Source organism: Ensifer sp. BR816 (genome assembly GCF_000378985.1).
Taxonomy (GTDB): Bacteria; Pseudomonadota; Alphaproteobacteria; order Rhizobiales; family Rhizobiaceae; genus Sinorhizobium.
This window is the reverse complement of sequence record NZ_KB905370.1, coordinates 443,609-458,864: the sequence shown is the minus strand read 5'-3', so window position 1 is coordinate 458,864 and position 15,256 is coordinate 443,609. Positions and strand designations below refer to the sequence as shown.

General features: G+C 63.8%; 13 protein-coding genes. 7 read left to right on the top strand and 6 right to left on the bottom strand.

The genetic code is table 11. The annotated features are described in order from the left end of the window. Positions 1-76 precede the first annotated feature (76 nt). The 3 genes from RHIBR816_RS0102180 to RHIBR816_RS0102170 are packed head-to-tail and all read right to left on the bottom strand — an operon-like array spanning position 77 to position 2,452. The gene (locus tag RHIBR816_RS0102180; protein WP_018234893.1) at positions 77-802 is read right to left on the bottom strand and encodes an ABC transporter permease; all 726 of its coding nucleotides are present in this window, start codon (positions 800-802) and stop codon (positions 77-79) included. A gap of 57 nt (positions 803-859) precedes the next feature. Further along, complete coding sequence (locus tag RHIBR816_RS0102175) at positions 860-1,642, bottom strand: transporter substrate-binding domain-containing protein (protein ID WP_018234892.1); 783 nt, start codon at positions 1,640-1,642, stop codon at positions 860-862. Positions 1,643-1,678: 36 nt separating this feature from the next. Continuing rightward, positions 1,679-2,452 carry an ABC transporter ATP-binding protein gene (locus tag RHIBR816_RS0102170; protein ID WP_018234891.1) on the bottom strand — a complete coding sequence of 258 codons (774 nt, stop codon included), beginning with the start codon at positions 2,450-2,452 and terminating at the stop codon, positions 1,679-1,681. Between the two features lie 274 nt (positions 2,453-2,726). Here RHIBR816_RS0102170 and RHIBR816_RS0102165 point away from each other — a divergent pair, with 274 nt between their 5' ends. The 7 genes from RHIBR816_RS0102165 (at position 2,727) to RHIBR816_RS0102135 (ending at position 11,374) form a co-directional block, all read left to right on the top strand. Further along, positions 2,727-3,341 (top strand): TetR family transcriptional regulator C-terminal domain-containing protein, encoded by a 615-nt coding sequence (locus tag RHIBR816_RS0102165; RefSeq protein WP_018234890.1) that lies wholly within the window; start codon positions 2,727-2,729, stop codon positions 3,339-3,341. Positions 3,342-3,359: 18 nt separating this feature from the next. Continuing rightward, positions 3,360-4,550 carry a pyridoxal phosphate-dependent aminotransferase gene (locus RHIBR816_RS0102160; RefSeq protein WP_018234889.1) on the top strand — a complete coding sequence of 397 codons (1,191 nt, stop codon included), beginning with the start codon at positions 3,360-3,362 and terminating at the stop codon, positions 4,548-4,550. Continuing rightward, a complete protein-coding gene (locus RHIBR816_RS0102155; protein WP_018234888.1) occupies positions 4,547-6,160 on the top strand; it encodes a 5-guanidino-2-oxopentanoate decarboxylase in 1,614 nt (537 codons plus the stop codon). The genes RHIBR816_RS0102160 and RHIBR816_RS0102155 overlap by 4 nt, the downstream gene beginning before the upstream one ends. Positions 6,161-6,319: 159 nt before the next feature. Beyond that, on the top strand, positions 6,320-6,733 hold the full coding sequence (locus tag RHIBR816_RS0102150; protein ID WP_026186557.1) for a hypothetical protein: 414 nt from the start codon (positions 6,320-6,322) through the stop codon (positions 6,731-6,733). Positions 6,734-6,834: 101 nt separating this feature from the next. Further along, positions 6,835-9,369 (top strand): protein translocase subunit SecD, encoded by a 2,535-nt coding sequence (gene secD / locus RHIBR816_RS0102145; RefSeq protein WP_018234886.1) that lies wholly within the window; start codon positions 6,835-6,837, stop codon positions 9,367-9,369. Positions 9,370-9,875: 506 nt separating this feature from the next. Then, positions 9,876-10,082 carry a hypothetical protein gene (locus tag RHIBR816_RS0102140; RefSeq protein ID WP_018234885.1) on the top strand — a complete coding sequence of 69 codons (207 nt, stop codon included), beginning with the start codon at positions 9,876-9,878 and terminating at the stop codon, positions 10,080-10,082. Positions 10,083-10,363: 281 nt separating this feature from the next. Beyond that, positions 10,364-11,374 carry an SIS domain-containing protein gene (locus RHIBR816_RS0102135; protein WP_034815896.1) on the top strand — a complete coding sequence of 337 codons (1,011 nt, stop codon included), beginning with the start codon at positions 10,364-10,366 and terminating at the stop codon, positions 11,372-11,374. On the opposite strand, the gene RHIBR816_RS0102130 is transcribed toward RHIBR816_RS0102135, so the two are convergent. From RHIBR816_RS0102130 to RHIBR816_RS0102120, 3 genes are all read right to left on the bottom strand, one after another. Further along, a complete protein-coding gene (locus tag RHIBR816_RS0102130; protein ID WP_018234883.1) occupies positions 11,344-12,675 on the bottom strand; it encodes a capsule biosynthesis protein in 1,332 nt (443 codons plus the stop codon). The genes RHIBR816_RS0102135 and RHIBR816_RS0102130 overlap by 31 nt on opposite strands. A 26-nt stretch (positions 12,676-12,701) precedes the next feature. Beyond that, positions 12,702-14,297, bottom strand: coding sequence for an LTA synthase family protein (locus RHIBR816_RS0102125; RefSeq protein WP_018234882.1), 1,596 nt, complete (start codon positions 14,295-14,297; stop codon positions 12,702-12,704). A 111-nt stretch (positions 14,298-14,408) separates the two neighbouring features. Next, the gene (locus RHIBR816_RS0102120) at positions 14,409-15,212 is read right to left on the bottom strand and encodes an SDR family oxidoreductase (RefSeq protein ID WP_018234881.1); all 804 of its coding nucleotides are present in this window, start codon (positions 15,210-15,212) and stop codon (positions 14,409-14,411) included. Positions 15,213-15,256: the final 44 nt, after the last annotated feature.

Genomic DNA, 15,256 nt, shown 5'->3' with positions numbered 1-15,256 from the left:
CTGGAATCGGTCAGAATGATCTTGGGTTGTTTCAACCCAAGATCATTCTGACCGGGCGCGCGGGTCGTTTCGTCGGTCATCGCTGCTCCGCGAAGCCGCGCCGGGCATGCCGCTCGATGACGCCGATGAAAAGGTTCGAGACGAGCGTCAGGGCGAGATAGAGCGCCCCGGCGGCGCAGAAGAACAGCAAATAGGCCTTGGTGGTGCCGGCGGCCTGGCGGGTGACGAGCGTCAGTTCGCTGAAGCCGACGACGGCCAGCAGCGCCGTGTCCCTGGTGGCGATCAGCCAGAGATTGGCAAGGCCGGGTATGGCATAGGGGAGCATCGCGGGGAGCGTGATGCGCCTGAGAACCTTCATCGGCGACATGCCGTAGGCACGCGCCGCCTCGATTTGCCCGCCAGGCACCGCCTTGATGGCGCCGCGCAGCACCTCGGTCGAATAGGCGCCCTGGACGACGCCGATGACGAAGATGCCGGCTGCCAAGCCGCTGATATCGACGGTGCCGATCCCCATGGCGCCGAGGAACTGGTTCAGAAGGTCGGTGCCGGCATAGTAGAGAAGTAGGATGAGAACGAGTTCGGGCACCGCCCGGACAATCGTCGTATAGCACTCGAGCAGGTCGCGCACCACCGGCCCGCCATAGAGCTTGCCGAAGGCGCCGCCGACGCCGAGCAGCAGTCCGAGCGCATAGCCGCCGACGGCGATCTCGATCGAATGCAGGAAGCCCTGCAGCAGAACGCCGCCCCAGCCGGGCGCCCCGAGCGCGAGCAGGCTCCAGTTGATGATGGAATCGGCGGCCATTTGATACTCTCGTCGAGGTCAAGACCCGGCGGCCGTGGACCGCCGGGCGGCTGCGGCTTAGCCGCCGTAAATGTCGAAGTCGAAATACTTCTTCGAGAAGGCGTCGTAGGTGCCGTTCTTCCGGATCGCATTGATCGCCGCGTTGATCTTGTCCTTGAGTTCGGTCTCGTCCTTGCGCAGCCCGACGCCAACGCCCGGTCCGATAACGTCGACGTCCTCGGCGACTTCGCCCTTGTAGTCGCAGCAATCCTTGCCCTGGTCGCTCTTCAGGAAGGCCTCGAGGGCGATCGCATCGGCCTGCACGGCGTCGAGACGGCCGGCGGCGAGGTCTTGGTTGGCTTCGTCCTGGGTCTGGTATTCCTTGACCTCCACGCCGGCCGGGGCGAAGTGCTTGGCCGCATAGGCTTGATGCACGGTCGAGACCTGCACGCCGAGCGTCTTGCCCGCGAGCCCTTCCGGCGTCGGCTTGATGTCCTCGCCCTTGGCGCCGATGATGCCGGTCGGGGTGTTGTAGTACTTGTCGGAGAAGTCGATGGTCTTCAGGCGCTCCGCGGTGATCGACATCGAGCCGACGATCATGTCGATCTTTTTGGAGGTCAGCGCCGGGATGATGCCGTCCCAGGCGACGGGGGTGATCACGCAATCGAGCTTAGCCTCGGCGCACATCGCCTTCATGAACTCGACCTCCCAGCCTTCCCAGTTGCCGTTCGCGTCAGGCGAGGTGAAGGGCGGGTAGGGTTCGGCAGCAAAGCCGACCTTGACCTGTTCGGCCGAGGCAGCGGCGGCAGCGGTGATCGACAGGGCGGCGGCGAGCGCCAGGAGCTTCAATGTCTTCGTCATGCTGTTCCCTTTTTTGGTTGTTGAGCATTGCGGAATTCAATGAATTGAACTGATGAATTTCTTCAGCCTTTCGGATTTCGGCGCGCCGAAGATTGCCTCGGGTGGTCCCTGTTCCTCGATGAGGCCGTTGTGCAGGAAGACGATATGGTTGGCGACGTTGCGGGCGAATTTCATCTCGTGGGTGACGAGCAGCATCGTCCGTTTCTCGCGCGCAAGGTCGCCGATCACGGACAGCACTTCGCCGACGAGTTCGGGATCGAGCGCCGAGGTCGGCTCGTCGAAGAGCATGACGAGCGGTTGAATGGCGAGCGCCCTGGCGATCGCGGCGCGCTGCTGTTGGCCGCCCGAAAGAAAGGCTGGATAGGCGTCGCGCTTCTCGTGGAGCCCGACGCGGCGCAAGAGCTTCTCCGCCATTTCGACCGCTTCGGCCCTGGATTTGCCAAGCACGTGGACGGGAGCCTCGATGACGTTTTCGAGGATCGTCATGTGCTGCCAGAGATTGAAGCTCTGGAAGACCATGCCGAGCTGGGTGCGGATGCGCTGGACCTGTTTGCGGTCGGCGGGCATCAGCCCACCGCGGCCGTCGGACTTCATCCGGATCTCTTCGCCATGCACGCTGATGCGGCCAGCCGACGGCAGTTCCAGCATGTTGATGCAGCGCAGAAAGGTGGACTTGCCGGAGCCGCTGCCGCCGATGATGGCGATGACGTCGCCTTGCCGGGCGGTCAGCGATACGCCCTTCAGAACTTCCAATGGCCCGAAACGCTTGTGGAGGTCAGTGACCGCAATTGCCTGGGCCGCGTCCGTCATCGACACGCGGCTCCCCTGGCTCGCAGAGCTTCTTTTGAAGGCATGAAAACAGTTCCCCTGGTCGCTCTTTCGTGCAGCATCTTCGGCTTGTCACGCTGTTTCACGGGGGCATGGTTGCACTTGTGCCACTATTATTCAAGTGTATAATAACTGCGCCGCTGATTTTTCGCGGACCTCGCCCAATCGCCGCCCCACCAGTGGAGCACCACATGAACCTGCCCGGTTCACAGACACGCACGATCTCTAGGAATGGCCCTGCGGCCGGGTGGCGGCCATGAATCGCCGCAGCTTTCATCGCGCTCCGGAAGGCGAACGTCGCCAGGAATTGATCGAGGCGACGCTCGACTGCATATCGGAATTCGGCCTGAAGGGCGCGACGGTCCGGCAGATCGCCGTTCGCGCCGGGGTCACCGCCGGGCTCGTCCGCCACTATTTCGATTCGAAGGATCAGATGGTCGCGGAGGCCTATCGCGCCGTGATCGCTTCGCTCACGGAGAAGGCGAAAAATGTCGAAGGCGAGCCGACGACGCGGCTCAAGGACTTCATCGCCATCAACCTGACCGAACCGGTCGCCGACAGCCGCAGCGTCTCGCTCTGGGCCGCCTTCATCAGCCAGGTGCGGGTCGATCCGGTGCTCGCCGAGATTCACCGCGAAGGCTATCTCGCCTTTCGCAACGCGCTCCAGGATCTGTTGAGCGATTTCCTCGCGGCGAAGGGCAAGCCCGCCAGTCCGGAGGAATGCCGCCGCTACGCAATCGCGATCAACGGTCTCGTCGACGGGCTGTGGGTGGAAGGCTGCCTTGCCGGCGACCTTTTCCGGGAAGGCGAGTTGGTCAGCATTGCCATGGCTTCCGTCGAGGCACTGCTCGGCCTGCCGATAGAAGAATAAGAAAAGGGAGAAATGTCCATGCGTTATGCGTCGATCACCTCGCGCCTGGCGGATCTCGGTTCCGGCAAATGGTCGCTGCACATCCGGGCGCGGCAGTTGAAGGCGAGCGGCGCGGATGTGATCGAGCTCACCATCGGCGAGCCGGATTTGCCGCCGGACCGCGCCCTTCTCGACGAGTGCCAGCGCGCCATGGATGCCGGGCGCTACCGCTATTCGAACGGCCGCGGCGAGCCCGCCATCGTTGCCGCGCTTTCGGAAAAATACCGCCGACGCCGCGCCGATGTGACTGAGGAAAACGTCTTGTGTTTTCCCGGCACCCAGACGGCGCTCTTCGCCGTCATGCTGGGTCTTGCCGAAGCGGGTGACGGCGTGCTCGTCGGCGATCCGCTTTACGCCACCTACGAAGGCGTCATCCGCGCAACCGGCGCCCATCCCGTCCTCGTGCCGCTGAAACCGGAAAACGGCTTTCACATGCGGGCGGAAGACCTGGAACGGGCGGTCACGCCCGACTGCCACGTCCTTCTCTTGAACACGCCGCACAACCCGACCGGTGCGGTACTGACGGAAGCCGAGATCGCGGCGATCGGCGAAGTCGCGCGCCGCCACGATCTCTGGATCGTCTGCGACGAAGTCTATGAGGAGCTGGTCTTCGATCCCGTCTTCGCATCGCCCTTCGACAATCCGGAACTGGCCGAGCGCACCGTGGTCGTCTCGTCCATTTCGAAGTCGCATGCCGCTCCCGGTTTCCGCAGCGGCTGGGCGGTCGGTCCGGCAGAGTTTACCCATCGCCTCCTGCCGGTTTCGGAAACGATGCTGTTCGGCCAGCAGCCGTTCATTGCCGACATGACCGCCTATGCGTTGACGCATGAGATCGACACGGCGCGACAGATGCGCGAGACTTACAGGCGCCGCGCCGGCCGGATATCGGCCGCTCTGGCACGGACGCCCGGCGTCTCCGTTCTGCCGCCGGAGGCCGGCATGTTCGCCTTGATCGATGTCGCCGGAACGGGTCTCTCGGGCGAGGCTTTTGCCTGGGCGCTGCTTGAGGAGGAAAGCGTGGCAGTGATGCCGGGCTCCTCCTTCGGTGAGCAAGCGCGGGATTTCGTCCGGGCGAGCCTGACCGTACCGGATTCGGCGCTCGACGAGGCGTGCCGGCGCATTGTCGCTCTCGCCGAACGCTGCACGGATCGAAGGGAACGCCGCGCATGAGCGCCGGAATGAAAACCGTCGGCGAGGTGCTCGTCGATCTGCTCGAAGCGAACGGGGTCGAGGTCGTGTTCGGCATTCCAGGCGTTCACACGGTCGAACTCTATCGCGGGCTTTCCGCGTCGAAGATCCGTCATGTGACGCCCCGTCATGAGCAAGGTGCCGGCTTCATGGCCGACGGCTATGCGCGCGTCAGCGGCAAGCCGGGCGTGGCGCTGGTCATCACCGGGCCAGGCCTCACCAATACGATTACGGCGATGGCGCAGGCGCGGCAGGATTCGATCCCGATGCTGGTGATTTCCGGCGTCAACCGGCGCGACTCGCTGGGGCATGGCCGCGGCCTGCTGCACGAATTGCCGGATCAGCAGGGCATGATGAAGACCCTGGCGCTCTATTCGCACACGCTCATCAATCCGGCCGACCTGCCGCTGGTCGTTGACCGCGCCTTTGCGGTGCTGCTTTCCGGCCGGCCCGGGCCCGTGCATATCGAGATTCCGACCGATGTGATGGCCGAGCGTATAGAGGCGAGGGGGATGAAACCGGCGGCGGCTACCCGCCCGCGCTCCGACAGCGAAACGCTGCAGAGGGCAGCGATCCTCTGTGCCGAAGCCGCGCGCCCCGTCATCCTCTGCGGCGGCGGCGCGCTGACGGCCGAGGCCGAAGTCCGTGCGCTCGCCGAGCAGATCGGCGCGCCGGTGGTCACGACGGTGAATGCCCGTGGGATGCTCGCCGATCAACCGCTGCGCGTGCCGGCAAGCCCCAGCCTCAAGGCCGTTCGTGCTCTGTTGCGCGATGCCGATCTCGTGCTGGCGCTCGGCACCGAAATGGGCCAGACCGATTACGACCTCTATGCCGATGGCGGCTTTCCCGCGCTTCAGAACCTGATCCGCACCGATATCGACGCCGCGCAGCTGGCGCGGGGGCCGCAGGCGGCGCTGTCGATCCTCTCCGGGGCAAGGGCGGCAACGGCGGGCATACTGGGCCTCCTGCCCGGACACACGGCCGCGAAGGACGGCGCCGCGCGGGCCGAAGCGGCGCGCAAGGCGGCCTTGAAGGAGCTGACGCCGAAGATGCGTGCTGAAATCGGGGTCATCGACCTGATCTACAAGGTGCTCCCGGACTGTACGATCGTCGGCGACTCGACCCAGGCAATCTATGCCGGCAACCTCTATTGCGATGCGCCGCGGCAGCGGGCCTGGTTCAATTCCGCCACCGGCTACGGTTCGCTTGGCTACGCGCCTCCGGCGGCGGTCGGCGCGGCGGTAGCCGACAGGACGAGGCCGGTCGTCTGCCTTGTCGGCGACGGCGGCTTCCAGTTTTCGCTGGCCGAGATCGGCTCGGCGGTCGACGCCGCGGCCAGGGTCATCTTCCTCGTCTGGAACAATGACGGCTATCGGGAGATCGAGTCCTATATGGTCGAGGCCGGAGTCACCCCGGAAGGCGTAAGGCCTTCGGCGCCGGATTTCCTGATGACTGCGGGTGCCTATGGGGTGCCCGCCGAACGTTTGGCGACGATCGAAAATCTGCCGCGCGCGTTGGCGGATGCGGCTTCGCGGCCAGGCCCGTCTCTGATCGAGATCCACCAGGAGAAGACCGCCGGTGTCCGCGGCTGATGACCGTCGGGCCAGCGCGCATTTGACTTTTCCGGCCCGGGATGGTGTTAAGGGCGCCTGCTCGAATCCGGCCATGTTCTTCTATTAGGCTGCGGTTCGGGGTTGAAATTTCATGTCTCGCAAGCGCGAAGGCGCCGAGAGAAAGGGACCGCGTCCTCGATGGACCTTCTGAGTGGTGGCAGCAGAAACATGCAGGCCGGCCGGCTCCTTGCCGTGCTGTGGCTGTTCTGCGCTTCCTTTGCCATGCAGGTCATCGCCGTCGGCCAAAGCGTTTCCAGCCGTGTCGCCGCGGGAGCGCAGACCGGCAATGTCTCCGCGCCCGATAGCGGGTCGCCCGACCGCCCCGCCGCCCGCCAGGTTTCCCGCGCCGTCGCCTTGCCTGAATTGCGCATCATCGGCGAACGGGCCGACGGAAAGCCAATGCTCGGCAGCGATCCATCTGCGATCGTTGCGGCCGAAGTGGCGACCTTGCCGATCTATGAAGACGTCCGGTCCCTGTCTTTCCCACGCGCCGACGTCGCAGTCGACTCTCGTCACGAGAGTAGGCGCATCCGCGGACCGCCCCTGGCGTAACGTAGCGGCTGAGAATTCGGCGGAGCCTTCGCTTCTGCCTCGATGAAACCTGGCCCGAGCGGTGCAAGAACAGCACGTTCAGGCGTTTTTGGAATTTCCACATGCGTACATCCAGATGGGCGATACTCGCCTATGTCGCGATCATTATCTTCGGATGCCTCGCGGCGATGCCGAGCATTCTGACCCCGGCCCTGCGGGAGCAATTCGCTTCGATACTTCCCTTCAAGCCGGTCACCCTCGGCCTCGACCTCCGGGGCGGTTCGCACCTCGTGCTCGAAGTTGACGGGGCAGGGCTGCAGAAGGCCCGCCTCAACTCGCTTCTCGACGACACCCGTCGTGTGCTGCGCGGCGAGCGCGTCTCCGCCTCCTCCGCACGCATCAGCGGCAACAGCGTCACGGTCAACGTCCCCGACGCTGCCGATCGCGAGAAGGTCCAGCCGAAACTGCAGGAATTGGCAACGCCCGTCAGCACGGTCGGATTCGGCGCCTCCGCGCCCGAGCTCGACGTGACGACGAACGGCGACGTGATCACGCTCGCCATGACAGAGGCGGGCCTTGCCGACCGTATGACCAAGGCGGTCGAGCAGAGCCTTGAAATCATCCGCAACCGCGTCGACCAGGTCGGCGTTGCCGAGCCGCTGATCCAGCGCATCGGTTCGAACCGCATTCTTGTCCAGCTGCCGGGCCTCCAGGATCCGACGCGGCTCCGCGAACTCCTCGGCTCGACGGCGCAAATGAGCTTCCACATGCTCGACCAGACGGTGGACATCACGCAGCCGGCCCCGCGCGGCGTCGATATCCTGCCGGGTGCCGATGACGGCAACAAATATCCGGTCGAAAGCCGCGTCGCCATTTCCGGCGAACGGCTCGAGGATGCCAAGGTCGGCTTCGACCAGCGCACCAACCAGCCGGTGGTGGATTTCGCTTTCGACTCGCTCGGCGCCCGCCAGTTCGCCGACATCACCCGCGAAAATGTCGGCCGTCCCTTTGCCATCGTCCTCGACGGCAAGGTCTTGACCGCCCCCGTCATCAACGAGCCGATTCTCGGCGGCCGCGGCCAGATCAGCGGCAACTTCACCGTCGAGGAAGCAACGGTCCTCTCTGCCCTACTGCGCTCCGGTGCGCTGCCGGCGCCGCTCACCATCATCGAGGAGCGCTCGGTTGGGCCGAACCTCGGCAGCGATTCAATCCGCATGGGCCTCTATACCGGTCTTGCCGGTTTCGGCCTTGTCGTCACGCTGATGATCGTCCTCTATGGCGCCTGGGGCATGATCGCCAATGTCGGCCTGGTGCTCCACACCATTCTGACGATTGGCGTTCTCGGCCTGATCGGATCGACGCTGACCCTGCCGGGCATTGCCGGTATCATTCTCGGCATCGGCATGGCGGTCGACGCCAACATCCTCATCAACGCGCGTATCCGTGAAGAGACGGAAGCGGGCGCCGGTGCGATGAAGGCGCTCGATGTCGGCTTCAACAAGGCCTATGCGACGATCCTCGATTCCAACGTCACGACGCTTGCCGGTACGGTGCTCCTGTTCTGGCTCGGCAGCGGCCCGGTCCGCGGCTTCGCGGTCACCATGATGCTCGGCATCATCATCTCGATGTTCACCTCGGTCACCGTCGTGCGCCTGCTGATGCGCGAGGTGGTCGTCCGCCGCAAGATGAAGAAGCTGGAAATCCCGTCGCTCTTCGGACGCGTTCCGCACCTGCCGACCTTCTCCTTCATGAAGCGCCGCTACCAGGCGATCGGCTTCTCGGCCTTCCTGTCGATCAGTTCGGTCATCCTGTTCTTCACGCCGGGCCTCAACTACGGCATCGACTTCATCGGCGGCATCCAGGTCGAGGCGGTGTCCAAGGACAAGATCGACCTGCCGACGCTGCGCCACAGCCTCGAAGAACTCAATCTCGGCGAGGTGGCGCTGCAGGACTTCGGCGGCGGCCAATCGGTGCTGATCCGCGTCCAGCGTCAGCCGGGTGGTGAACAGGAGCAGACCATTGCGCTGAACAAGATAAAGGATGCGGTAACCAAAGCGATTCCGGATTCGACGATGGAGCGGACCGAGGTCGTCGGTCCGACTGTCAGCGGCGAGCTCGCGCGTTCGGGCTTCCTCGCGGTTGGCCTCGCCATGGTGGCGATCCTGCTCTACATCTGGTTCCGCTTCGAATGGCACTTCGCCGTCGGCGCGATCGCGGTGTTGCTGCTCGATATCACCAAGACGGTCGGCTTCTTCGCGCTGATGGGGATCGACTTCAACCTGACGGCGATCGCCGCCTTGCTGACGATGATCGGCTACTCGGTGAACGACAAGGTCGTCGTCTACGACCGCATGCGCGAGAACCTGCGCAAGTACAAGTCGATGCCGTTTTCCGATCTCATCGACATGAGCATCAACCAGGTGATCGCGCGATGCATCTTTACCTCGATGGCGACCGCGCTTTCGCTGGTGCCGATGGCGATCTGGGGCGGCGAGGCGGTGCGAAGCTTCGCCTGGCCGATGATCTTCGGCGTCATCGTCGCGACGACCTCGTCGATCTATATCGGTGGACCGATCCTGCTGTTTCTCAGCCGCTGGTGGAAGGATCGCGAAGCCGGCCGCTCGGGTGCGCAGCAGACAGGCACGCCGGCGGCCTGACGACCTCCAAGCTAATGTGCCGACCAAGTCAGGGGCAGCCTCAACGGGCTGCCCCTTTTTCGTCCGAAAGTCCTGCCTTTATGCGAATCGTCGCTTGCAGGTCGATTCGGCGCTACCTAGATAGGGAATGCCCCTGCAGGGACGGGTAACGGAATTGTCTGCGAGGCAGGCAGGAACGAGGCGCGAGGAATCATTTTTCTCTTTCTCGTTTTTGTTATTGACCAAATTGGTAGATTATTCTAGTTTGCAAACCGTGACGCGGACCGAATCCGCTTCACATTGTTCATGAACCGCCGCGGCGCATCGTGCCGCGCTCAGCCGAAGGAGAGTGACATGTCCAGAATCGTCTCGACCGCCGCCTTCTGCGGCTCTCGTTCCCTTTGTCGTGCAACGGTGAAAGGTCGCATTCGCAAACTTTGCCGAATGTGACCGTCTGAACTTACCGAATTTACCTTTTGCCGAGAATTGAAGGATCCGCGCCTCAGGCGTGGAGGAGCGTTATTCGCATGAGCAAGCAAGTTATCGAATATGGCGGAGAAGCCGTCGGCGTCGTCGTCCCGGACCGGGACCGGTTGAAGTTTCTGGCCGTCAAGTATCATGTCTGGGATCTCGACGCGCAGCGTTTCGGTTCCGCCGACGAGGCGCGTGCGGCCATACGCCACCTGCTGGCCGGCAGGGGCGCGCCCCAACACGACATCGGCGCGGCGGCGTGATTTCCTGCGCCCCCGCCGCCGGCCAAGATCGCCGGATGTCACGCCCGTTCTTGATAGTCGTTCGCGCTCCGGCATTGTCGGCGCGTGCTCCCGGCCGCCACCACTGTGGAAAATCAAATACGCTGACGCGAATGCTGCGAAAATCGGCTCGTTTGACCGAAACGTGGCCGCGAAAGGCTTGGTTTGCGGAAAAAAAGCGCCTATCTGGCTTCTATGTTCTACGCGCGGGCAGCTGAGACGGCGGTTTGCGCTTATATCGTATCTGAAGCTGGGATTTGATGATGGGCTTGCGGCATGTGAAGGCGGATGGACATTCTCCGAGCGCCATTCTGGATTCGATCGGCCGGACGCTGACGACGGCGGAGGACGGCATCAAGGCTCTCGCGGACCACCTGGCGACGGACGAAAGCTTTGCGCGCAGCCTCGTCGAAGCGGTCGAACTGGTCGGTGACGGGCATGGCCGCGTCGTCGTCTCCGGCGTCGGCAAGAGCGGGCATATCGGTCGCAAGATCGCCGCGACGCTCGCCTCCACCGGCACCTCGGCCTATTTCGTCCACCCGACCGAGGCGAGCCACGGCGATCTTGGCATGGTCACCTCCGATGACGTGCTCATCCTGTTGTCCTGGTCGGGCGAGACGGCCGAACTCGCCAACATGCTCACCTATGCCAAGCGCTTCAAGGTGCCGATCGTGTCGATCTCGTCGAACCGCGACAGCATCCTGGCGCGCAATTCCGAGATCGCCCTGGTGCTTCCAAAGGTCCCGGAGGCCTGTCCGCACGGCTTGGCGCCGACGACCTCGGCCATGCTGCAGCTCGCCGTCGGCGACGCGCTGGCGATCGCACTCCTGGAACGGCGCGGCTTTTCGGCCGAGGACTTCAAGACCTTCCACCCCGGCGGCAAGCTGGGTGCGCAGCTACGGCTGGTCCACGAGCTGGCGCATGTGGCGGACCAGATGCCGTTGCTCGCGGTCGGCCGGCCGATGAGCGAAGCCGTCATTGAGATGTCGGCAAAAGGCTTCGGCGTTGTCGGCATTGTCGACGAGGGCGGCGTGCTTGTCGGCGTGATCACCGATGGCGACCTGCGCCGGCACATGACCGGCGACCTGCTCGGCCAGCCGGTCGAGGAGGTCATGTCACATCATCCGAAGGTGGTGCAGGCGGACGTGCTGGCGAGCGCGGCCATGGAATTCATGCAGGAGCAAAAGGTCACCGTACTTTTCCTCGTCGGCGAGACGGGAAAGCCGGAAGGCATCCTGCATATTCACGACCTCCTGCGTGCCGGCGTTGCCTGATCGGAAGGTATTGCTCTCTTTTGCGGCTTTTGCCGCGGCGGAGGATCGACGAAGGCACCCGGTTCGTTGACGGTGTTGCGGTGCAGCCGCTCGGCGATGGCCTCGGCGCCGGCGTCGGTCCCGGCGGTTGAATAGAAATTGCCGCGAACCTGGATCGACGCCGCCATCAATCGCAGCATCGCTTTGCCCAGCTCCGGATCCGGCGACCGTGGCGCCGTCCAGAAGCCATTAAGCGGCTGCTGGTCCGTCAGGCCCGCGATATCGAAAACGGCCCTGCCGAGAACTTTTACCGGTCTGCCCTGTTTCAAGGCGTGTAAGCCGGCGGTCGAGTTCACCGTTACCATGCCGGCGCTTTTCTCCGTCAGCAGATCCAGGTTTCCGCCGTCGAGATAGACGACGCGGTCGCTGATCCCGAGTGCCGCCGCCTGGCCGGCGATGATCCTGCGCCACGGGATCAGGCCGTTGTCGAGCGGATGCACCTTGATGGCGAGCTTGCTGGCGACTGGCGCATGGCGTCTGAATGAGGCCAGAATGTCCGCAATTGCCTCTTTCTGGCTGTTGAAGGGAGAGTGTGCCCGCAATTGGAAATCGGTCTCGAGCTGCAGCGGGTAGACGAAATAGGGTGTGCTTGCGGACATAAGCGAGCCGATCAGCCGGTCTGCAGTGCTTCGCCGGCGCTCGGCTGCAGCCAGCCGCCTCATCCAGCCGGCATATTCCGCCAGCGGATGAAAGATCGCGTGCCGGCGATAAGCCGGGAAAAGAAACGAGAAGAAGACGTTCGGCAGATTGTAGAGGAGGTCGAAGGCAGCCTCGGCAAAGAAGGTCTGCGTATACCGCCGCCGCCAGTCCGGTTCCGGCAGTCCGGCCGCTGCCCGCAGGATCTGCTCCGGGTCGGCGGGAAAATGCGAGTTGGACGACATGCCGCCGCGCTCGAGCGTCAGCCAGTCGGGCCTGAGATAGCCCATCTCGACGACGAAGACCTCCACCCCGCGCCGACGCGCGGCGGCGATAGCCATCTGGTGGTAAGGGCGTTCCTCGCCGAGGAGGACGAGATCGCTGACGGCATGGCGGCCGATGAATGCCTCGACATAGGCGGCCCAATCGGCGATCGAGCCGCGATAATTGTGCGCGCCGCCGCGCCGCCAGAAAATCTGGTCGCCGGCATTGAGGTTGATCCGCAGGCAGGTATGGCCGAATGCCTCGAGCCGCGCGGCGATCTTGGCGAAGATCGGCGACGAAGGGCCTTGCAGGAACAGGAATGTTCGCCGGGGCTGCTGCTTGGTGGTGATGCCTGCCGTCATCGCTGCGTGTTTTCCCAGGGCCACTGCTATTGCAGCGTGTCCTTTTGCACATTGGCGTGCTTGAGCAGCGCGCGCAGGAGGTTCCACGGGTCCTCGTCCTGCGACGTTCGGGGACGGTGATTTGCTGGGCGAGCCTTGGCCAGCGGGACGATGAAATAGTCCGTGCGCGGATCGGGGAAGGGATCGGCAAAGGATTTGAGAAGCGGTGCGTGATCGCCGTAGAAGACGAGCCATACCGGGCGATCCAGCCTGTTGAGACCATCGACAAGCTTCCTCAGAGCGATATCCGATTGCTGAAGGATCGCCAGGTAGATATCGACCGGATTGGTGAGCGTTCCGACGCGACCGGGCTCCCAAGGGCCGTGATTGGCCATCGAAGCGACGAAGAAGAAACCGCTTTCGTCCTCGGGAAGCTTTTGCGCCTCCTCCAGAACTCTCGCGGTCAGGGCGGCATCCGAGACGTAGAGACCGTCTTGAGAGGGATCATGATCGAAGGCGTCGAGCATGGTCAGCGTTTCGAAACCGAGTACCGGCATTGCCTTGTGCCGCAGGAAGAACGTCCGGTCATAGGGATGAATGAAATGGGTGCGCCAGCCGGCGCGCTTCAACTTTCCCGGCCAGACGACATCGGCATAGTGGGCGGCGCGAAGATAGGGATAGCTCGCATCGACGTGGATGTCGTCCGGCACAAGGCCGCTCAGGACCGCGAATTCGGTGCGTAGCGTATAGCCGCCTTCGAAAACGTTGCTCAACCGCCCCCACTGCGCCGCCTGCTGACGCAGCCTGTCGATCGCCGGCAGCTTGATCGTGTCCACGCCGAAGTGGCGCATGTCGATGAAGGATTCCGATTGCCAGACGACGATGAGCGGCGCCTCCTCATGGCCGATGAGCTCCTGGACCGCGGCGCGCAGGCGTTCGGAGAGTTCGGCAACGATCTTCTCGCGCTTGACCCCCAGCCAGATGATGAAGTGGAAGACGACCGAGCCGAAGGTGCCGAAGCGCACCGTGCTCATTTTGACGTTGACCTTCTTGCCCACGAGCCGCTGCACGAGAGCCGCCGTCGGGCGGTTGACCGGTCCGTAGAACAGCAGGAGCCAGGGTCCGGCGGCGACCGCGATCATCACCAAAACCCAGAACAGCTTGTCGCGTGCCGGCAGGACGCTCGGCTCGAAATACATATAGAGCCCGGAAACCCCGAAGACGTAGAGGAAGGCGACGATCCAGAACAGGATGTTCAGCGAGGTCGCATAGAAAATGCTCTTGTACTTGAAGACGTCGGCGACGAGGGCGATGTCCGAGAAAACCAGCGGCTCGCGGATGAACTTGAACTTTGCGCGGGAGATGCCGGTGAAGATGATGAAGAAGCTCATGACACCGGCAGCTGCGTAGAGCGGCCGCCAGGAAATCGCGAAGAATCCGGCGAAGACGAGTGCAATCACGGGCAGCCGGGCGAGAGCGTCGATGACGTCCTGATTGCGTCCGTAGGGGGGAGCGTTCTTCCTGCGCTCGCGTGCCGGCAAGGCGAACCGATCGGTGAAGAAGATCACCCCGCAGGACAGCAGATAGCAGCCGAGCGTCAATGCCACCGGATAGTCGTGCAATTCAAAGGGAAGTCGCGCCAATCCGATACCTTCGAGCCATTTTCCGCGCCGGCGCCGCCTCGGCAGCAGGGCTTTCGGCCGACACTTAAAGGCTAACGACGGCGGGCACAAGCGCCGCTGCGAACCTCAAGTTTACCGTCCACGACTGCGCGCGATTGCCCGGTCGAACCACCAGTTGACGAGCGGCCGGACGGCCGGGCCGAAGCGTCCGAGCAGGAAAAGCGTGAGGCCGAAATAGATCTCAAACCGTTTCCTTTCCACGCCGTCGATGATCTTCCTGGCGACCGCTTCGGCGGTCCAGGGACGGACGACCCCCATCACCACGCTTGCCTCCGGCGGGCGCTCGGCGATCTCCCGCTCCAATTGCGGCGTTTCCGTATCCGGCGGAAAGCTCACCGATACGCCGACGTCGTGACAGCGCGCTTCGCTACGCAGCGCCTCGGCAAAGCCGCGGAGCGCGAACTTCGACGCGCAATAGGCCGTGTAGCCGTAGATGCCGATAAGCCCGGAACCCGAGGAAATCATCACGATATGGCCGCTGCGCCGCCGCACCATGGCCGGGTAGACGGCGCGCACCGCGTTGACGGTGCCGGAAAAATTCGTGTCCATCTGCCGTCGGAAGGCGGCGCTCGAAGCATCGAGGAACGACGCCGGTTCGACGACCCCAGCCGAGGTCACGAGAATGTCGCAGGGGCCCAGCGCCACGACGCAGCGCCCGATCGCCGAGCCGATGTCCTCCTCGCTCGCGACATCGGCCGTCTCGATATGGATATCGCCGGCTCCGGCACCGTATTTCACAACGAGCGTCTGCGCCGCCGCTTCCAGGAGATCACGCGAGCGCGCAACGAGAGACAGCCGGGCGCCGCGGCCGACATAGAGGGATGCGAGTGCCAGGCCTATGCCGCTGGAGCCGCCGGTTATGATCACGTGGGTCATGCGGTGAACCTGCCTGCCGCCGCTGGCCTGGAGCGGCGCCCAAT

Excerpts from the sequence above, each read along its gene's own strand:
- RHIBR816_RS0102150 (WP_026186557.1), top strand. The coding sequence starts at position 6,320 with ATGGACCTTCTGAGTGGTGGCAGCAGAAACATGCAGGCCGGCCGGCTC.
- RHIBR816_RS0102120 (WP_018234881.1), bottom strand. The coding sequence starts at position 15,212 with ATGACCCACGTGATCATAACCGGCGGCTCCAGCGGCATAGGCCTGGCA.
- RHIBR816_RS0102180 (WP_018234893.1), bottom strand. The coding sequence starts at position 802 with ATGGCCGCCGATTCCATCATCAACTGGAGCCTGCTCGCGCTCGGGGCG.
- RHIBR816_RS0102130 (WP_018234883.1), bottom strand. The coding sequence starts at position 12,675 with ATGACGGCAGGCATCACCACCAAGCAGCAGCCCCGGCGAACATTCCTG.
- secD (WP_018234886.1), top strand. The coding sequence starts at position 6,835 with ATGCGTACATCCAGATGGGCGATACTCGCCTATGTCGCGATCATTATC.
- RHIBR816_RS0102155 (WP_018234888.1), top strand. The coding sequence starts at position 4,547 with ATGAGCGCCGGAATGAAAACCGTCGGCGAGGTGCTCGTCGATCTGCTC.
- RHIBR816_RS0102160 (WP_018234889.1), top strand. The coding sequence starts at position 3,360 with ATGCGTTATGCGTCGATCACCTCGCGCCTGGCGGATCTCGGTTCCGGC.
- RHIBR816_RS0102175 (WP_018234892.1), bottom strand. The coding sequence starts at position 1,642 with ATGACGAAGACATTGAAGCTCCTGGCGCTCGCCGCCGCCCTGTCGATC.
- RHIBR816_RS0102135 (WP_034815896.1), top strand. The coding sequence starts at position 10,364 with ATGGGCTTGCGGCATGTGAAGGCGGATGGACATTCTCCGAGCGCCATT.
- RHIBR816_RS0102165 (WP_018234890.1), top strand. The coding sequence starts at position 2,727 with ATGAATCGCCGCAGCTTTCATCGCGCTCCGGAAGGCGAACGTCGCCAG.
- RHIBR816_RS0102140 (WP_018234885.1), top strand. The coding sequence starts at position 9,876 with ATGAGCAAGCAAGTTATCGAATATGGCGGAGAAGCCGTCGGCGTCGTC.
- RHIBR816_RS0102170 (WP_018234891.1), bottom strand. The coding sequence starts at position 2,452 with ATGACGGACGCGGCCCAGGCAATTGCGGTCACTGACCTCCACAAGCGT.